At 72.9% G+C, this 17,681-nt stretch carries 18 protein-coding genes; 2 read left to right on the top strand and 16 right to left on the bottom strand.

All coding sequences use genetic code 11. From position 1 onward, the window contains the following. Positions 1–156: 156 nt before the first annotated feature. From ACIA5F_RS26570 to ACIA5F_RS26515, 12 genes are all read right to left on the bottom strand, one after another. Entirely contained in the window at positions 157–1,044 is an 888-nt protein-coding gene (locus ACIA5F_RS26570; protein WP_399357134.1) for an amino acid ABC transporter permease, read from the bottom strand. Beyond that, positions 1,041–1,685, bottom strand: a complete 645-nt coding sequence (locus ACIA5F_RS26565; protein ID WP_399357132.1) for an amino acid ABC transporter permease — start codon at positions 1,683–1,685, stop codon at positions 1,041–1,043. The genes ACIA5F_RS26570 and ACIA5F_RS26565 overlap by 4 nt, the downstream gene beginning before the upstream one ends. 14 nt (positions 1,686–1,699) lie before the next feature. Beyond that, positions 1,700–2,680 (bottom strand): glutamate ABC transporter substrate-binding protein, encoded by a 981-nt coding sequence (locus ACIA5F_RS26560; RefSeq protein ID WP_399357130.1) that lies wholly within the window; start codon positions 2,678–2,680, stop codon positions 1,700–1,702. A gap of 10 nt (positions 2,681–2,690) precedes the next feature. Then, positions 2,691–3,434, bottom strand: coding sequence for an amino acid ABC transporter ATP-binding protein (locus ACIA5F_RS26555; protein WP_399357128.1), 744 nt, complete (start codon positions 3,432–3,434; stop codon positions 2,691–2,693). Positions 3,435–3,548: 114 nt separating this feature from the next. Then, the gene (locus ACIA5F_RS26550) at positions 3,549–3,989 is read right to left on the bottom strand and encodes a DUF6278 family protein (protein ID WP_399357126.1); all 441 of its coding nucleotides are present in this window, start codon (positions 3,987–3,989) and stop codon (positions 3,549–3,551) included. A gap of 86 nt (positions 3,990–4,075) precedes the next feature. Next, entirely contained in the window at positions 4,076–4,867 is a 792-nt protein-coding gene (locus ACIA5F_RS26545) for an exodeoxyribonuclease III (RefSeq protein ID WP_399357124.1), read from the bottom strand. 127 nt (positions 4,868–4,994) lie between these two features. Further along, complete coding sequence (locus ACIA5F_RS26540) at positions 4,995–5,627, bottom strand: MBL fold metallo-hydrolase (RefSeq protein ID WP_399357122.1); 633 nt, start codon at positions 5,625–5,627, stop codon at positions 4,995–4,997. A gap of 45 nt (positions 5,628–5,672) precedes the next feature. Next, the gene (locus tag ACIA5F_RS26535; protein ID WP_399357120.1) at positions 5,673–6,263 is read right to left on the bottom strand and encodes a hypothetical protein; all 591 of its coding nucleotides are present in this window, start codon (positions 6,261–6,263) and stop codon (positions 5,673–5,675) included. After that, positions 6,260–7,426 (bottom strand): ROK family glucokinase, encoded by a 1,167-nt coding sequence (locus tag ACIA5F_RS26530; protein WP_399357118.1) that lies wholly within the window; start codon positions 7,424–7,426, stop codon positions 6,260–6,262. Before ACIA5F_RS26530 ends, ACIA5F_RS26535 begins: the two co-directional genes overlap by 4 nt. Positions 7,427–7,442: 16 nt before the next feature. Continuing rightward, entirely contained in the window at positions 7,443–8,321 is an 879-nt protein-coding gene (locus ACIA5F_RS26525; protein WP_399357140.1) for an ATP-binding cassette domain-containing protein, read from the bottom strand. 2 nt (positions 8,322–8,323) lie between these two features. Beyond that, the gene (locus ACIA5F_RS26520) at positions 8,324–9,361 is read right to left on the bottom strand and encodes an ABC transporter permease (RefSeq protein WP_399357116.1); all 1,038 of its coding nucleotides are present in this window, start codon (positions 9,359–9,361) and stop codon (positions 8,324–8,326) included. Next, entirely contained in the window at positions 9,358–10,338 is a 981-nt protein-coding gene (locus tag ACIA5F_RS26515; RefSeq protein WP_399357114.1) for a sugar ABC transporter substrate-binding protein, read from the bottom strand. The genes ACIA5F_RS26520 and ACIA5F_RS26515 overlap by 4 nt, the downstream gene beginning before the upstream one ends. Before the next feature lie 169 nt (positions 10,339–10,507). Between ACIA5F_RS26515 and ACIA5F_RS26510 the strand changes: the two genes are divergently transcribed. Then, complete coding sequence (locus ACIA5F_RS26510; protein ID WP_399357112.1) at positions 10,508–11,512, top strand: Gfo/Idh/MocA family oxidoreductase; 1,005 nt, start codon at positions 10,508–10,510, stop codon at positions 11,510–11,512. A 73-nt stretch (positions 11,513–11,585) separates the two neighbouring features. On the opposite strand, the gene ACIA5F_RS26505 is transcribed toward ACIA5F_RS26510, so the two are convergent. The 4 genes from ACIA5F_RS26505 to allB all read right to left on the bottom strand — a co-directional run bounded on the left by ACIA5F_RS26505 (position 11,586) and on the right by allB (position 16,475). After that, positions 11,586–12,776, bottom strand: a complete 1,191-nt coding sequence (locus tag ACIA5F_RS26505) for a cytochrome P450 (RefSeq protein ID WP_399357110.1) — start codon at positions 12,774–12,776, stop codon at positions 11,586–11,588. 79 nt (positions 12,777–12,855) lie between these two features. Then, positions 12,856–13,788 (bottom strand): DMT family transporter, encoded by a 933-nt coding sequence (locus tag ACIA5F_RS26500; RefSeq protein ID WP_399357108.1) that lies wholly within the window; start codon positions 13,786–13,788, stop codon positions 12,856–12,858. 216 nt (positions 13,789–14,004) lie between these two features. Then, entirely contained in the window at positions 14,005–15,189 is a 1,185-nt protein-coding gene (alc, locus tag ACIA5F_RS26495; RefSeq protein WP_399357106.1) for an allantoicase, read from the bottom strand. Between the two features lie 2 nt (positions 15,190–15,191). After that, positions 15,192–16,475: an allantoinase AllB gene (gene allB, locus ACIA5F_RS26490; RefSeq protein WP_399357138.1), complete on the bottom strand. Its 1,284-nt coding sequence runs from the start codon at positions 16,473–16,475 to the stop codon at positions 15,192–15,194. A 386-nt stretch (positions 16,476–16,861) separates the two neighbouring features. Between allB and ACIA5F_RS26485 the strand changes: the two genes are divergently transcribed. Then, positions 16,862–17,665 (top strand): IclR family transcriptional regulator, encoded by an 804-nt coding sequence (locus ACIA5F_RS26485; RefSeq protein ID WP_399357104.1) that lies wholly within the window; start codon positions 16,862–16,864, stop codon positions 17,663–17,665. Positions 17,666–17,681: the final 16 nt, after the last annotated feature.

Here is a 17,681-nt window from a genome sequence, read left to right as displayed (position 1 = left end):
CTGCGTCTTCTACGTCACGCCGTACAAGTAGTGCCCGGGCGGGGCCCGGCGGGCCGGGGGGGGGGGGGGGGGCCCCCCCCGGGGGGGGGGGGGGGGGGGGGGGGGGGGGGGGGGGGGGGCGGCCCCCCCCCCCCGGCCCCCGCGTCGTGACCGGCTCTACTGCGGCCCGCCGGGCAGGGGCGCCATGCCCGGTACGGTCACGTCGAGGTGGACCGCCTCGGTCTTCGGGTCGCGCCGCTGGCGCCGGGAGACCCAGGTGGCGAACCAGGAGAGCAGCATGCACATCCCGATGTAGATCGGCGAGATGATCATCACGACGGGGATGAACGGCAGGTCGTAGTCGAGGTTCGAGGCGATCAGCTTGCCCGCGTGCAGGAACTCCTCGTAGGTGATCAGGTAGCCGAGCGAGGTGTCCTTCAGGGCCACCACCAGCTGGCTGATGATCGTCGGCAGCATCGCCCGGACCCCTTGCGGGGCGAGGACGAAGGTCATCACCTGCGTCTTGCGCATGCCCAGGGCGTACGCCGCCTCGCGCTGGCCCCGGTCCACCGCGTTGATGCCCGTACGGAAGACCTCGGCGAGCACCGAGCCGTTGTACAGGGTCAGCCCCGCCACCAGCGCGGGCAGCGGCTGGACCTTCAGCGCCACGAAGATGAAGAAGATCATCACCAGGACCGGCATGGCCCGGAAGAACTCCACGCACAGCGTGGCCAGCCAGCGCAGCGGCCGGTGGACCGAGAGCCGTCCGGTGGCGAGGACCGCGCCGAGCAGGAGCGAGAGCACCGAGGCGTAGGCGAACGCCTTGAGGGTGTTGCCCAGCCCGGTGAGCAGCAGCTCCTGGATGCCCTTGTACGCGAAGGGGCCCCACTTCTCGGCGGTGAACTGGTCCGTGGCGAAGAGCAGGTGGACCAGCCAGCCGAGCAGCCCGAGGATCACCACCGTCGAGGCGACCCCGTAGAGGGCGTGCCGGCGCCGGGCCCGGGGGCCCGGGATGTCGTAGAGGGCGGTGGACTGCGTGTCCCCCTGCGGCGCGTGCGCGGTCATCGGGCGACTCCCCAGCGCTTCTCCAGCACGGCGAAGAGCGCGCTGATGGACAGGGTGATGATCAGGTAGCCGACGGCGATCCAGACGAAGGTCCAGATGATGCTGTAGCCCAGCTCGCTGAGGGTCTTGTAGGTGCCCAGCAGCTCGGTGACGCTGAAGGCCCCGGCGATCGCCGAGTTCTTGGCGAGGGCGATCAGGGTGGAGCCGATGGGCGGGATGACGGAGCGGAACGCCTGCGGGAGCACCACCGCGCCCAGGGTCTGCCCGAAGGACATGCCCAGGCTGCGGGCGGCCTCGCCCTGGCCCTTGGGCACGGTGTTGATGCCCGCGCGCAGCGCCTCGCAGATGAAGGCGGAGGTGTAGCAGCCGAGCGCCAGGACGGCGAAGACCGGGAAGGGCAGGACCAGCCCGAAGCGGGGCAGCCCGAGCAGGACGGCGAAGAAGAGCAGGGTGAGCGGGGTGTTGCGCAGGACGGTGACCCAGACCGTGCCGAAGACCCGGAAGGAGCCGATGGGGGCGACCCGGAAGGAGGCCATCAGGAAGCCCAGGAGCAGGGCGAGGAGGGAGGAGAAGAAGGTCAGTTCGACCGTGCCCAGGAACCCCTTCCCGTAGAGCGCGAAGTTGTCGGTGAGTACGTCCATGGCGGTGGCCTCCCTCAGCTCGCCGGGTAGCGGTCGATGGCGGGCGGCTGCGGCGCGGGCACACCGGACAGGCCGAGCGTGGCCTCGTACGCCTTCTTCCAGTCCCCGTTGTGTTCCCGCGCCGCCAGGGCGTCGTCGAGGGCGAAGCGCAGGGCGTTGTCGCCGCGCGGGACGCCGATGCCGTAGGGCTCCTTGGAGAACGGCTTGCCGACGACCTTGAGTTCGTCGGGGACCTTGGCGGCGTAGCCGAGGAGGATCGAGTCGTCGGTGGAGACGGCGTCGACCTGGTAGGTGAGCAGGTTGTCCACGCAGACCGAGTAGGTGTCGTAGGCGACCAGGACCGCCTGGGGGAAGTCCTTCTGGAGGCGCTGGTACGGGGTGGAACCGGCGGCGGAGCAGACCCGTTTGCCGGCGAGGTCCTGGGGGCCCTTGATGTGCTCCTCGTTCCTGCGCACGAGGAGGGACTGGCCCGCCATGTAGTAGGGACCGGCGAAGCCGACCTGTTTCTTGCGGTTGTCGTTGATGGTGTAGGTGCCGACGTAGTAGTCGATCTGGCCGTTCTGCAGGGCGGTCTCGCGGTTGGCGGAGGCGATCGTCCGGAACTCGACGGTGGCGGGGTCGAAGCCGAGCGAGGCCGCCATCATCTTGGCGATCTCGATGTCGAAGCCGGAGTAGACGCCGGTCGCCGGGTCCTTCTCGCCCAGGTACGGCTGGTCCTCCTTGGCGCCGACCACCAGGTGGCCCCGGCTCCTGGCCTTCTCCCAGGTGGGCGAGGAGGGCAACTGGAAGGGGGTGGCGACCCGGTACACCGGCAGGCTCTCGGGCTGCGGACCCTTGACCGGCGGGCTGCCGGGCCTGCCGCAGCCCGCGACGGCCCCGGCCGCGGTGAGCAGCGCCAGGGCGAGGGCCAGGGCCCGGGACAGGGCGCGGAGCCGGGGCAGGGGGCGGGCCGTCGCGGGGGTGGGGGTGCGGGTGGGGGCGGGAGCGGGGATCATCGGGCGCCCCTCAGTGCTTGAGGATCTTGGAGAGGAAGTCCTTGGCCCGGTCGCTCTCGGGGGCGGTGAAGAACGCCTCCGGGCTCCGGTCCTCGATGATCTTCCCGTCGGCCATGAAGACGACCCGGTTGGCCGCGGAGCGGGCGAAACCCATCTCGTGCGTGACCACGACCATCGTCATGCCCTCCCGGGCGAGCTGCTGCATGACCTCCAGCACCTCGTTGATCATCTCCGGGTCGAGCGCCGAGGTGGGCTCGTCGAAGAGCAGGGCCTTGGGGCTCATGGCGAGGGCGCGGGCGATGGCCACGCGCTGCTGCTGGCCGCCGGAGAGCTGCGCCGGGTACTTGGCCGCCTGGTCGGCGAGGCCGACGCGTTCGAGGAGTTCGCGGGAGCGTTTGTCGGCGTCGTCCCGCCTGCGCTTCCTGACCTTGGTCTGGGCGAGCGAGACGTTGGCCAGGACGGTCTTGTGGGCGAAGAGGTTGAAGGACTGGAAGACCATCCCGACCTCGGCGCGCAGCTGGGCCAGTTCCCGGCCCTCGGCGGGGAGCGGTTTCCCGTCGAGGGTGATGGTGCCCGACTCGATGGTCTCCAGCCGGTTGACCGTCCGGCACAGGGTCGACTTCCCGGAGCCGGAGGGGCCGATGACCACCACCACCTCCCCGCGGCCGACGGTGAGGTTGATGTCCTGGAGGACGTGCAGGGTTCCGTAGTACTTGTTGACGTCCCGCAGCTCGATCAACGGATCGACGGCCATGCGCTGCCCTGCCCACTTGTCGGTGTCGCGGTCAGCGCAAACTATCCAGCCGGGGAAGGGCACTTCACCTCGACACGCCCGAAGCGGGCATAAAGCTGAATCCGGGTGGAACGGTCAGCCCTCGGAGGCCTCGGCGAACGCCTGGCTGAGTTCGGGGGAGCCTGTCATCGCCCAGGAAACACCCGACTCGACCACGTCCAGCTCCCGGCCCGAGGCCAGCCGGATCACCGGCCGGCCGTCCGGCCACACCTGCCAGGCGGCCCCCGGGACGCTGTGGACGATCACGGTCCCGAGGTAGAAGCCCGCGTCGTTGCCGAGCCAGGGGACGACCTCGGGGTCGCGCCGCCAGCGCGGCGTCAGCTGGTCGAGCGCCTCCAACGAGGCCGGGCTACGGTCGAGTTCGAGCCCGGCGGCCCGCGCCTGGGCCCGCAGCATCTCGCACTCCGAGAACAGCTCGGCGACGCCCTCGGGATCGTCGGCGAGGGCGGTCGCGAGCCCCGCGCCCCGTGGTGTCTCGTGCCGGTTCCGCCAGGTGCCCAGGAAGGGGATGTTCATACCGCCCAGCGTCGCACCCGCCCCCGCCACTGACCACAGGGCGCGCCTGGACCGGGCGGGACGGATCTGCGGGGACCCGCACCGGTCTACGGGGAAGGCGGTACGTCCAGATCGACCACGACCGGCGCGTGGTCGGAGGCGCCCTTGCCCTTGCGTTCCTCGCGGTCGACGTAGGCGTCGGTGACGGCCTTGGTGAAGGACTCGTTCCCGTACACCAGGTCGATGCGCATGCCCTTGTTCTTGGGGAAGGCGAGCATCCGGTAGTCCCAGAAGGTGTACGGGTGGTCGTACTTGAGGGCGCGCGGGAAGACGTCGGAGAGTCCGGTGTCGCGCAGCGACTCCAGGGCGGCCCGCTCGGCCGGGGTGACGTGGGTGGCGCCCTCGAAGACGGCCGGGTCCCAGACGTCCTCGTCGACCGGGGCCACGTTGAAGTCGCCGAGCACCGCGAAGGGGCGCGGGCCGGCCGCGTCCGCGGCGACGGCCTCGGTCAGGGCGCCGAGCCACTTCAGCTTGTAGCCGTAGTGGTCGTGCGCGACCTCGCGGCCGTTGGGCACGTACACCGACCAGACGCGGACCCCGCCGCAGGTGGCGGAGACGGCGCGGGGCTCCTGGACGCCCTCGTACCCGGGCCCGCCGGGCAGGCCCGTCACCACGTCCTTGAGGCCGACCCGGGAGAGCAGCGCCACGCCGTTCCACCGGCCGGTCGCGTTCACGGCCGACTCGTACCCCAGCTCGCGCAGCTCGGCGTACGGGAACTGCGCCTCGGAGCACTTGGTCTCCTGGACGCACAGGACGTCCGTGCCGGAGCTCTCCAGCCAGGCCAGCAGGCGCGGCAGCCGGGCGGTGATCGAGTTGACGTTGAACGTGGCGATACGCATGCGTCCCAACCTACCGTTCCCGGCCCGCGCGCACGGGGCGGCCGGGGAACCCGCCGGGCACCCCGGCGGGGGCGGGCCGCCCGGTGGGGCCCTCCCCCGCGAACGCGTCCGGCGGGCCGTGCCGCCGTCACACCGCGGTGGTGTCCCCGGCGGCGAGCCGGCCGTGCGGGGCGCCGCCGAGGGCGCCGAGCAGGCCGTCGTAGAGGGGCCGGGCCAGGTCCGAGAGATAGGCGTCGTGGATGTCGAGGGCCTGGCGCGGGGCGACCTCGCGGAGGTAGTCGATCACCTCGGAGACCTTGTTCCAGGGTGCGTGCACCGGGAGCAGCAGGGTCTCGACGGGGACCCCGGGCACGGTCAGCGCGTCGCCCGGGTGGAAGAGCGAGCCCTCGACGAGGAAGCCGACGTTGGTGACGCGCGGCAGCTCCGGGTGGATCACGGCGTGCAGCTCGCCGTGGACCTGGACGTCGAACCCGGCGGCGGTGAAGGTGTCGCCGTGGCCGACGGTGTGGACCCGGCCCGGGTAGGCGGGGGCGAGCCGCTCCGCGACGCTGCGCAGGGTCCACAGCCGGGCGGCCGGGTCGGCGTCGAGGGCTGCGCGCAGCCGGCCTTCCTCGAAGTGGTCGGGGTGTTCGTGCGTGACCAGCAGGGCGTCCGCCCCGAGGCCCGCGTCCGGCTCGCTGAAGGCGCCCGGGTCGATGACGAGCGTGCGCCCGTCCTTCTCCAGCTGGACACAGGAGTGCAGCCGCTTGGTGAGCTTCATGATCCCAGGCTAGTGCCGTGCCCGGCCGGTCATCGGGGCCCAGGGCTACGGGACGGCCGTGGACACCACGTAGACCTTGGGTTTGGCCGGGTCCGTGAGGTCCACCGTGATGTCGCGGGTCGGGCGCGGGTTCGGCTGTTCCAGGGTGGTCCCGTACCAGGTGGACCGGGGGCTCCAGCTCCAGCCCGCGACCTCGGCGTCGTGCGGGGAGATCGCGACGCCGGGGGTCAGCTCGGCCAGGCTGGTGCCCGAGTCGGCCAGGAAGGTGTCCAGGTCCGCCGGGGTGACCGCGAACTGGGTGAAGAGCCGGCTGCTGCGCCAGTTGTTGGTCTCCAGGAACCCGACCCGCCAGGCGTCGATCGGGATGGGGATCTCGTAGACGGCGCGCTGCACCTTGGAGGGCCAGCCGGGGCGCACCTTGGTCGCGCCGACCTTGGCGGCCTTGTCCCGGCCGCTCTGGCGGCTCTGCTGGGCGGAGACGACGAGGTAGCCGGCGGGGACGCCGATCAGCAGCAGGATGATGATCGCGGTGATCACCCGGCGCCGGACGGCGTGGCGGCGGGCCTCGGCGGGGGGCCGCGGCGCGCCGGCGTCGTCGGGGGCGGGGGCCTGGTGGGGCAGGGAGGGCGGGGTCACTGCTGTTCCTGTTCCTGGTCCTTCGCCGCGGCTTCGCCTCGCCGCCCCAGTTGCGCGTAGCGCTCGTACCGCTCGACGCGCCGCCGGGTGGCGCGGCGGAAGCGGCGGGCGACGAGGCGGGAGAGGTCGGCGGCGCCGACCATGCCGGCCTCGGGGCCGAGCTGGGCCTTGGCGATGCGGGCCTCGGGGCGGTAGCCGCGGCCGGTGAGGTGGCGGCGGAAGGCGTCCCGGGCGGGGCCGATCAGCAGGTCGTCGGCGGCGCTGACGCCGCCGCCGATGACGAAGCAGGAGGGGTCGAGGGCGGCGGCGAGGTTGGCGATGCCGACGCCGAGCCACTGGCCGATGTCCTGGAGGAGTTCGACGCACATGGCGTCGCCCTCGCGGGCCAGCTCGGTGATGAGCGGCCCGGTGATCTCCTGGACGTTGCCGCCGACGCGGTCGATGAGGCCCTGGGCGACCGGGGAGTCGGCGGCGGCCAGCTCGCGGGCCTCGCGGACCAGGGCGTTGCCGGAGCTGTACTGCTCCCAGCAGCCGCGGTTGCCGCAGGGGCAGCGGTGGCCGCCGGGGACGACCTGCATGTGGCCGAACTCGCCGGCCACCCCGTACCGGCCGCGCTTGACCTGGCCGCCTTCGAGGATGGCCCCGCCGATGCCGGTGCCGAGCGTGATCATGACGAGGTGGTCCTCGCCGCGTCCGGCGCCGAAACGCCATTCGGCCCAGGCGGCGGTGTTGGCGTCGTTGTCGACCATGACCGGCACCGCGAGGCGGGATTGCAGGGCGTCGCGCAGCGGCTCGTCGCGCCAGGCCAGGTGGGGTGCGAACAGGACGCGGGAGCGGTCGGCGTCGACCCAGCCGGCGGCGCCGATGCCCACGGCGTGGACGTCGTGCCGGTCGGAGAGGTCCAGGACCAGCTCGACGATGGTGTCCTCGACGACCTTGGGGCTCTTGGACTTGTCGGGGGTCTCGGTGCGGATCTTCTCCAGGATGACGCCGTCGGCGTCGACGACGCCCGCCATCACCTTGGTGCCGCCGATGTCGATGCCGACGGTCGGGACCCTCGGGGCGGTCAGGTGCGAGCGCCGCTCCCGGGTCCCGATGGTCCGCAGGACGGTGCCCCGGGCCGCGCCTCGGTGGGCGAGCGTGAAGTCCCGGTACGTGCTCATCGAGTCGTGCCGTCCCTCAGGGTGCGATGGTGCCGGACGGGGTGTCCGGGCCGGACGAAGGGGTCTGCGGGCCTGATTCTGCCACCCGCTCCAGTTCGTGGCTCAGCTCGTCCAGCTCGGAGCCGCCCGCCATCTGGCGCGTCAGCTCGTCCAGGGTGACCGAGTCACGGGTGTGGCTGCCCGCCATGGTGCCGCGCTTGAGGAGGACGAAGCGGTCCCCGACCAGGTAGGCGTGGTGCGGGTTGTGGGTGATCAGGACCACGCCGAGGCCGGCGTCGCGGGCGGCGGCGACGTACTTGAGGACCACGCCGGACTGTTTGACGCCGAGGGCGGCGGTCGGCTCGTCCAGGACGAGGACCTTGGCGCCGAAGTGGACGGCGCGGGCGATGGCCACGCACTGCCGTTCGCCGCCGGACAGGGTGCCGATCGGCTGGTCGACGTCGCGCAGGTCGATGCCCATGCGGAGCAGTTCGGCACGGGTGGTCGCGCGCATCCGGTCCACGTCGAGCCGGCGGAAGGGGCCGCGGCCCTTGGTGGGCTCGGAGCCGAGGAAGAAGTTCCGCCAGACGGGCATGAGCGGGACGACGGCCAGGTCCTGGTAGACGGTGGCGATGCCGTGGTCGAGGGCGGCGCGCGGGTTGGCGAGCACGGTCTGTTCGCCCTCGATCTCGAAGCTGCCCGCGTCGTGGCGGTGCAGCCCCGCGATGATCTTGATGAGGGTGGACTTGCCGGCGCCGTTGTCGCCGAGGACGCAGGTGATCTCACCGGCCGAGACCTCCAGGGAGACGTCCTGGAGGGCGCGGATGTTGCCGTAGTACTTGCTGACCCCGGTCAGCCTCACCAGCGGGGGCGCGACGGTATCGGGGGCGGTATCGGTATCGGGGTCGGGGTTCACGCTCACTTCGCCTCCGCCCGCTTGCGGACCCACGCGTTGAGCAGCGTGGCCAGCAGCAGCATCGCGCCGAGGAAGAACTTGAACCAGTCCGGGTTCCACTGGGCGTAGACGATGCCGTTGCTGGTCATGCCGAAGATGAAGGCGCCGACCGCCGAACCGATGGCGGAGCCGTAGCCGCCGGTCATCAGGCAGCCGCCGATGACGGCCGCGATGATGTACAGGAACTCGTTGCCGACGCCCTCGCCCGACTGGACCACGTCGAACGAGAACAGGATGTGCTGCCCGGCGATCCAGGCGCACAGGGCCACGCCCATGTAGAGGCCGATCCGGGTCTTGACGACCGGGACGCCGACCGCGCGGGCCGCGTCGGCCCCGCCGCCCACCGCGAAGATCCAGTTTCCGGCGCGGGTGCGCAGCAGGACCCAGGTGGCGACGGCGACCAGGACCAGCCACCACAGGATGGTGACCTTGAGGGTGACCGGGCCGAAGGTCCACTGCGAGGCGAAGAGCGCGCTCGCGGAGGAGAAGCCCTCCATGTCGGCGATGCTCCTGGTGGAGACCGAGCCGCTGATCAGTTTGGTGAAGCCGAGGTTCAGGCCGGTCAGCATCAGGAAGGTGCCGAGCGTGATGATGAAGCTCGGCAGTTTCGTCCGGGTCAGCATGAACCCGTTGAAGAACCCGATGGCCAGCGTGACCAGCAGGGAGACCCCGACCCCGGCCCAGACGTTCGCGGTCAGCTGGTAGCTGAACATCGAGCTGAACAGCGCCGAGGTGGTGACCATGACCCCGGCGGACAGGTCGAACTCCCCGCCGATCATCAGCAGGGCCACCGGGACGGCCATGATCCCGATGGTGGAGGCCGAGTAGAGGATCGTGCTGAGGCTGGAGGGCTGGAGGAAGCTGTCCGCCGCGAAGGAGAAGAAGACGAAGACGGCGGCGGCGCCGACCACCGCGCCCAGCTCGGGGCGGGCCAGCAGGGTGCGGAGCAGGGAGGCCGGGGCGAGGCGTTCGTCGACGGCCGCGGGGGCGGGCGCGCTCATCGGGTGCCCCGCTCGATGTACTCCTCCAGCGCGGTGGCCTGCGCGGCGGTGACGATCTGCGGGCCGGTGAGGACCGGACGGCCGCCGCCGAGCACGTCCGCGTTGTAGCGGTAGAGCCAGAGCAGGTCGACGGCCTCGTAGCCCTGGAGGTAGGGCTGCTGGTCGACGGCGAAGCCGAGGGCGCCGGATTTCAGGTCGCGGGCGACGGACTCGTTGAGGTCGAAGGTGTCCACCTCGGCCTTGCTGCCCGCGGCCTCCTTCGCCTTGACGGCGGTGGGGGCGAAGGGCGCGCCGAGGGTGACGACCGCGTCGATGGACGGGTCGGCCTGGAGCTTGGCCTGGAGGGCCGCCTGGACGGAGGGCATGTTGGTGCCCTCGACGTACAGGTTCTCCAGGGTGCCGGTGAAGGTCTTCCTCGCCCCGGCGCACCGCTGCTCGTGGCCGACGTTGCCCTGCTCGTGCAGGACGCAGACGGCCTTCTTGCGGCCGCGCGCGGTCAGCTCGGTGCCGACCGCCTCGCCCGCGATCTCCTCGTCCTGGCCGATGTGGGTCAGGGCGCCGTACGCGGCGGACTGGGCGGAGCCCGAGTTGACGGTGATCACCGGGATGCCGGCCTTGACGGCCTTGGCGACGACGTCCTTGAGCGCCTCGGGCTTGGCGAGGCTGACGATGAGGCCGTCGACCTTCTGGTCGATGGCGTTCTGCACGAACTGCGCCTGCTGCTGCGCCTGGTCGTCGTGGGCGTAGACGAAGTTGATGTTGTCCTTCGCCGCGGCTTCCTTAGCACCCTTCTGGACGATGTCCCAGAAGGTGTCTCCGTCGCCCGCGTGCGTGACCATCGCGAAGGTCCAGCGCGGGGTGGAGACGGCCGGCCGGCCCTGCTCGGCGGCCTGTGCCCGCTCCTCGGCGCGCTTGCCGCCCGTGCTGCTGCAGCCCGCGAGCGAGGCTCCCAGTACCGCCGCGAGCACGGCGCCCACGACGCGTACCCCTGTCCGAACCCTAGCCACGTCGCCGTGCCCTTCCCTCGTCATCAATTCGGTCATTCCGGTTCCAGCCGCCCAGTATCCGCCACAGTGGAGCATGCGGGGTCATCGGGGCATGCCCGGGCAGATTGACAGGTCCCCCGGACGGGTTCACGTTGAGTGCATGCGCATCGGGCTCATCGGGACGGGCCGGATCGGCTCCTTCCACGCGGCGGCCCTGGCCCGCCACCCGGAAGCGGGGTCGCTCCTGCTCGCCGACGCCGACCCCGCGCGGGCGGCCCGCCTGGCCGTCCGGCTGGGTGCCACCGCCGCGCCCTCGGTCGAGGAGGTCTTCGCCTGGGGCGTGGACGCGGTGGTCGTGGCCTGCGCCACCGAGGGGCACGCGGAGCTGGTCGTCCGGGCGGTGCGGGGCGGGCTGCCGGTCTTCTGCGAGAAGCCGCTCGCCCGCGACCTGGAGCGGACGCTGGCGGTCGTGCGCGAGGTGACGGCCCTGGGCGGGACGCTCCAGGTGGGGTTCATGCGCCGTTTCGACGCGGGGTACCGCACGGCGCGGGAGCTGGTCCGTTCGGGTGCGCTGGGGCGGCTGCACACCGTACGGACGATGACGGCCGATCCGGCGCCGCCGGAGGCCGCGTACCTGGCGGCCTCCGGGGGTCTGTACCGGGACTGTCTGGTGCACGACTTCGACATGGTCCGCTGGGTGACCGGGCGCGAGGTGAGCGAGGTGTACGCGGCCGGGTCGGACGCGGGCCCGGCCCGGTTCCGGGAGACGGGCGACATCGACACGGCGGCGGCCGTGCTCACCCTGGACGACGGGACGCTGGTCACCTCGACCGGGACCCGCTGCAACGGCGCCGGCTACGACGTGCGGATGGAGCTGGCCGGGGAGCTGGACCAGGTGTCCGCCGGGCTGGACGACCGGACGCCGATCGCCTCGACGGAGCCGAAGGGCCCGCCCCCGGCGAGCCTGCCGTGGACGGGGTTCCTGGAGCGGTTCGGCCCGGCGTACCTGGCGGAGCTGACGGCGTTCGTGCGGCTGGTGCGCGGCACGGGCCCCAACCTCTGCGACGGCGGGGAGGCGCTGGCCGCGTTCCGGGTCGCGGAGGCGTGCGAGCGGTCGCGGCGGGAGCGGCGGCGGGTCCGGATGGAGGAGCTGCCGGACCGGTGAGCGGCCGGGGGGTCCGGGCCGGCGGGGCCCGTGGGTTTCCGGCGGACGGGCGACGGCCGGGATCACCAGCGGGTCACCAGCACACCGGGAGCCGGGTCACACCCCGCATCAGGCCGCCCGGCAGCCACAGCGGCGGCTCTCCGGCGGGGTCGCGGGCCAGGTCCGGGAAGCGGTCCAGCAGGCCGCGGAGGGCGATGCGGCCCTCCATCCGGGCCAGCGGGGCGCCGATGCAGAAGTGCGGCCCGTGGCCGAAGGCGAGGTGGCCCTGCGGGGCGCGGCGGATGTCGAAGGCGTCGGGCCGCGGGAACCGCCCGGGGTCGCGGCCCGCCGCGGCCAGCGAGACCATGACGATGGCCCCGGCCGGGATCACGGTCCCGCCGAGCTCCACGTCCTGGCGGGCGTAGCGGAAGGTGGCGTTCTGGAGCGGGCCGTCGTAGCGGAGCATCTCCTCGACCGCCCCGGCGAGCAGGCCGTCGGGGTCGGCGCGCACCGCGGCCAGCTGGGCGGGGTGGTCCAGGAGGGCCCGTACGCCGTTGGAGATGAGGTTGACGGTGGTCTCGTGGCCCGCGACCAGCAGCAGGAAGGCCATGCCGATCAGCTCGTCGGGGGCGAGGGCGTCGCCGTCCTCGTCGCGGGTGCGGATCAGCGCGCTGAGCAGGTCCTCGCCGGGGGCCTTCGCCTTGGCCTCGACCAGCTCGGCGAGGTAGCAGCTCAGCTCCCGGTGCGCGGTGCCCTCCGCGGTGGTGGTGGTCGGTGCCACGACCTCCCGGGACCAGTGGCGGAAGCGGTCGCGGTCCAGGCCGGGGACGCCGAGCAGCTCGCAGATCACCGTCATCGGCAGCGGGAAGGCCAGGGCCTCGATCAGGTCCGCGGTGCGCTCCGGGCGGGCGGCCATGGCGTCCAGCAGTTCGTCGGTGATCTGCTGGACGCGCGGGCGCAGGGCCTCGACGCGGCGGGCCGTGAACTCCCCGGCGACCAGGCGGCGCAGCCGGGTGTGGTGCGGCGGGTCGGACTCCAGCATGTTCGTGTTGGCCTCCGAGACCGCCACCCCCGGGAAGAGGCCCGAGGAGCGCCAGTCCTTGGCCAGTTCCGGATGGTTGAGCGCCTGCCGGGCCTCGTGGTGGCCGACGACGAGCCAGCTCGGCCCGTACTCGGCCCACAGGAGGACCTGGTGGACCGGTCCGGCCTCGCGCAGCCGGGCGTACAGGGGGTAGGGGTCGGCGTAGAAGTTCTCGGCATCCGCACTGATGTCCACTACTGGCATCGGCCCACAGTACGGCGGGGGCACGTCCGTGCGACCAGCCCTTTCCGGTCACACGTTCAGGTGGTGCCCGGCCACACGTTCAGGCGGGGCCTGGGGCCGCGGCGCGGCGGCCCCAGGCGGTGCCCGCCAGGACCAGGACGACGCCCGCGAGGCCGACCGGGCCGAGGTGTTCGCCGGCGAGGGCGATACCGGCGGCGGCGGCCCACAGCGGCTCGGTGCCGAGCAGCAGGCTGACCCGGGAGGGCGAGGTGCGGCGGACGGCCCACATCTGCACGAAGAAGGCGAAGAGGGTGCAGAAGACGGAGAGGAAGGCCAGTCCGGCCCACTGGGCGGGGCCGAAGTCCGCGGCGGCGGCCCACGGGGAGGCGCCGGTGCCGGGCAGGGCGGCGAGCAGGGCGAAGACGAGTACGGCGCTGCCGAGCTGGACGGTGGTCAGGGAGAGCGCGTCGGCGTCCTGGACGGCCTTGATCCGGGCCATCAGGAGCACGTGCAGGGTGCGGGCGAGGGCGGCGCACAGGATGAGCAGGTCACCGAGGCCGGGCACGGTGAGCCCGCCGCCCTGGGTCAGCAGCACCACCCCGCAGAGGGAGACGGCCGCCGCGCCGAGGAAGGCGGCGGGCGGACGGACCCGGCGGACGGCGGCCTCCGCGAGCGGGGTGAAGACCATGGTCAGGCTGATGATCAGCCCGGCGTTGGTGGCGGAGGTGTGGACGACCCCGTAGGTCTCCAGCAGGAAGATCCCGCCGAGTACGAGGCCGAGCAGCGCGGCGCCGCGCAGCTGGGCGGGGGTGAGCGCGCGCAGCCGCCGCCACCCGGCGACGACGAGGACGGGCAGGACCAGGGCGAAGCGCAGCACGAGGACGGCGATCACCGTGTGCGTGGTGGTGATGCCCTTGGCGGCGAGGTAGCTGCCGCCCCAGACGACGGCGACGGCCAGGACGGGCAGATCGGCGTGCCAGGACCGGCGGGGGGCGAGGGCGGGCGCGGGAACGGCGACGGTGGACACCGGCATCTCCAGGGCGGGTCACGGGTGGAGACGTCGGCGGCTCGCACGGGGGGCTGGCACACGCTACCGCGAGTCGATCATGCCGTCGAGGGGTGTGCCGCCACCGCCCGCGCACCCCGCCGTGGCGGTGGCCCCGGAGCGCGCGGACGGAGACGGCAGGCGGGCGGGTGTGAGATGGGTGGGACAGGTGTGGCGGGGGTGCGCGGGTGCGCCCAGGTGGGGTCAGCCGGTGAGTTCCTGGTGGCGGGCCGTGTGGGCCGCCGTGCCCGGCTCCGTCAGCGAACCGTGCAGCCGCAGCCGGGAGAACCCGCCGTCCGGGAAGATGTCGATGCGGACGTGGGTGCCGACCGCCGGGGTGTCCAGGACGAAGCGGTGGTTGGTGTCGGGCTGGAGGCGGGTGCGCGGCAGGAACTCCGTCCACCCGCCCTTCTCGCCCTCTCCCTCCCCGTCCCCCTCGCCGGACCGGACGGACAGCGCGGCCCAGCCGGCCGCGTTTCCCTTGAGGCAGGCGGTGTCGATCTCGACGGCGCGGATCTCGGACTCGGCGACCAGCCGGTAGCGAATCCAGTCGTTGCCGTCGTCCCGGCGGCGGGCGGTCTCCCAGCCGTCGCCCATCGTGCGGGAGCGGCCCGGGTTGATGGTGTGGTCGGGCGGCGAGTAGAAGCGGTCGGAGGCGTCCTCGACCGAGCCGCCGTTCTCCAGGGCGACGACGTCGAAGGTGCCGAGCGCGGCGAGCCACCGCGGGTCGGGGCGCACCTCGCCGTGGACGCGCAGGCGGGCGATGCCGCCGTCCGGGTGCTGGTTCAGCCGCAGGTGGGTGAAGCGCTGCCCGGCGGTGACCTCGAAGCCGTTGGCCGCGTGGCCGCCGACGGGGGTGCGCTCGACGAGGGTCGTCCACGTGACCTCGCCGGAGAGGAGTTCCCCGGCCGTGGGGGAGCCTTCGACGCGGGCGCCCTGGACCGAGACGGCCTGCGGCATGTTGCCGCGGAAGTGGGCGGTGTCGACGACGATGCCGCGGACGACGCCGGGGGCGCCGAGGCGGATCAGGGCGTGGTCGTGGTCCTCGGGGGCCGGCCAGGGGTGCCCGGCGGAGGTGCCCCGGCGGCGGCGGGTCTCCCAGCCGTCCATGACCTTGCCCTTGTGGCCGAAGTGCTCGGGGTCGAAGTGCGCGGCCCCGGCGACGAGCAGGTTCTCGCGCTCGGCGAAGAACTCGTCGTTGGCGGCGACGACACCGGCGCCCAGCTCCCGGGCGGCGAGGTTGGCGTACCGGGTGAACGGGAAGTCCGCGGTGCGGTAGTCCGCGTACGGGTCGCCGCCGCCGTAGGGGTTCGCGTTGCCGGTGAAGGAGGCGGCGGCGGAGGGGGAGGCCGTATCGGAGGAGGCGGTGTCGGTCGGGCGCTGTGCCACTGTCAGTTCTGCCTTTCGAGGAGTCGGCCCGTGGGCCCGGTCGGGGTGCCGTGGTCGGCGATCCGCCTGCCGCGCAGCCAGGTGGACCGCACGACGCCGTGCAGGGTCCGGCCCGCGTACGCCGTGACCCGGTTGCGGTGGTGCAGGCGGGCCGGGTCCACGGTGAAGGTCTCGTCGGGGGCGAGGACGGCGAAGTCGGCGTCGCGGCCCGCCTCGACGGCGCCCTTGCGCGTCAGGCCCGCGAGCGCGGCCGGGGCGGTGGACATCCAGCGCGCCACGTCCTCCAGGGTGTGGCCGCGCCCGCGCGCCTCGGTCCAGATCGCGGGCAGGCCGAGCTGGAGGGAGGAGATGCCGCCCCACGCGGTGGCGAAGTCGCCGGTCTTGAGGTCGGTGGTGGAGGGCGAGTGGTCGGAGACGACGCAGTCGACGGTGCCGTCGGCGAGCGCCTCCCACAGCAGGTCCTGGTTGGCGGCCTCCCGGATGGGCGGGCAGCACTTGAACTCGGTGGCGCCGTCGGGGACCTCCTCGGCGGTGAGGGTGAGGAAGTGCGGACAGGACTCGACGGTGATCCTGACGCCCTCCGCCTTGGCCGCGCGGATCAGCGGCAGCGCGCCGGAGGAGGACAGGTGCAGGACGTGGACGCGGGCGTCGAGCCGCCTGGCCTGGGCGATCAGGTTCCCGATCGCGGTGTTCTCGGCGATCGGGGGGCGCGAGGCCAGGAAGTCGGCGTACCGGGGGCCCGGGACCTGTGGCGCCGCGTCCAGGTGGTGCGGGTCCTCGGCGTGGACGATCAGCAGGCCGCCGAAGCCGGTGATCTCCGTGAGGGCGGCGGCCAGCTCCTCCTGGTCGAGCGGGGGGAACTCCTCGACGCCGGAGGGCGACAGGAAGCACTTGAAGCCGTGGACCCCGGCCTCGTGCAGGGGCCGCAGCTCCGCGCCGTTGCCGGGCAGGGCGCCGCCCCAGAAGCCGACGTCCACGTGTGCCTTGGCGCGGGCCGTCTCCTGCTTGACGCGCAGGCCCGCGACCGTGGTGGTCGGCGGCAGGGAGTTGAGCGGCATGTCGAGGAGGGTGGTGACGCCTCCGGCCGCGGCGGCGCGGGTGGCCGTCCAGAACCCCTCCCACTCGGTGCGGCCGGGGTCGTTGACGTGGACGTGGGTGTCGACCAGGCCGGGGAGGAGGACGTCGTCGCCGAGGTCTTCGAGCCGGGCGCCGGGCGGTACCCCGGCCGCGTAAGGCAGCACGGCCGCGATCTGCCCGCCGGAGACGGCCACCGAGGCGGCGCGCATCCCCCGGGGGGTGACGACGCGCGTCGAGCGCAGTACCAGTTCCACCGCCGCGTCGGACACCCAGAACCTCCCCGTTCGCTTCCACCGAGTGAAATTCAACGTTCTGTTGAAGGAGTCTTCATGGCGATCCGGAGCCCGTCAAGAGTCCGGCGAGGGGCGCCGCACCCGCCACGCCACCGCTAGTGGTTTCCACGGAACGGAATGAGAATTTCGCTCTACAGAACGGAGATACCGTCGCCAGTGACCCGACCGGCGGCCCCCGGGGCCGCCCGCCACCCGGACAAACCCCCTCTGACCGGCGGGAACGACACCACCTGACGCCGTGGGCGCCATGGACCGCCACGGTAGGCTGCTGCCTTGCCAGCCGCATCGAAAGGACCGCGCCCGTGCCGACGTCCAGCGCCAGCACCACCGACGCTTCCGCCAAGTCCACCGCCGCCGGTGGCGGCGTCCAGTCCCTTGAGCGCGCCTTCGATCTACTCGAACGCATGGCCGATGCCGGGGGTGAGGTCGGTCTGAGCGAGCTCTCGGCCGCCAGCGGTCTGCCGCTGCCGACCATCCACCGGCTCATGCGCACCCTCGTGGCGTGCGGCTACGTCCGCCAGCAGCCCAACCGGCGGTACTCCCTGGGCCCCCGGCTGATCCGCCTGGGCGAGTCCGCGTCGCGGCTGCTGGGCACCTGGGCCCGCCCCTACCTCGCCCGGCTGGTCGAGGAGACCGGCGAGACCGCGAACATGGCGCTGCTCGACGGGGACGAGGTCGTCTACGTCGCCCAGGTGCCGTCCAAACACTCGATGCGCATGTTCACCGAGGTCGGCCGCCGGGTGCTCCCGCACTCCACCGGCGTCGGCAAGGCGCTGCTCGCCCACACCTCCGCCGAGGAGGTGCGGGCCCTGCTCGCCCGGACCGGGATGCCCGCCGCGACCGAGAAGACCATCGTCACGCCCGAGGGCTTCCTGGAGGCGCTGGAGCAGGTCCGCCGGGTGGGCTACGCGATCGACGACAACGAGCAGGAGATCGGCGTCCGCTGCCTCGCCGTCCCGGTGCCGAACGCGCCGACCGCCGCCGCGATCTCCATCTCGGGCCCGGCGGGCCGGGTGACCGAGGCGCTCACCGAGTCGATCGTGCCCGTCCTCCAGGGCATCGCGGCCGAACTCTCCGTGGCCCTGCGCAGCCAGAACCCGGCGTAGCCACCCCGCGGACGGC

The organism is Streptomyces sp. NPDC051567, from assembly GCF_044454165.1.
Lineage (GTDB): Bacteria > Actinomycetota > Actinomycetes > Streptomycetales > Streptomycetaceae > Streptomyces.
The sequence above is the reverse complement of the archived record's forward strand: the minus strand, read 5'-3'. Positions and strand labels throughout refer to the sequence as shown.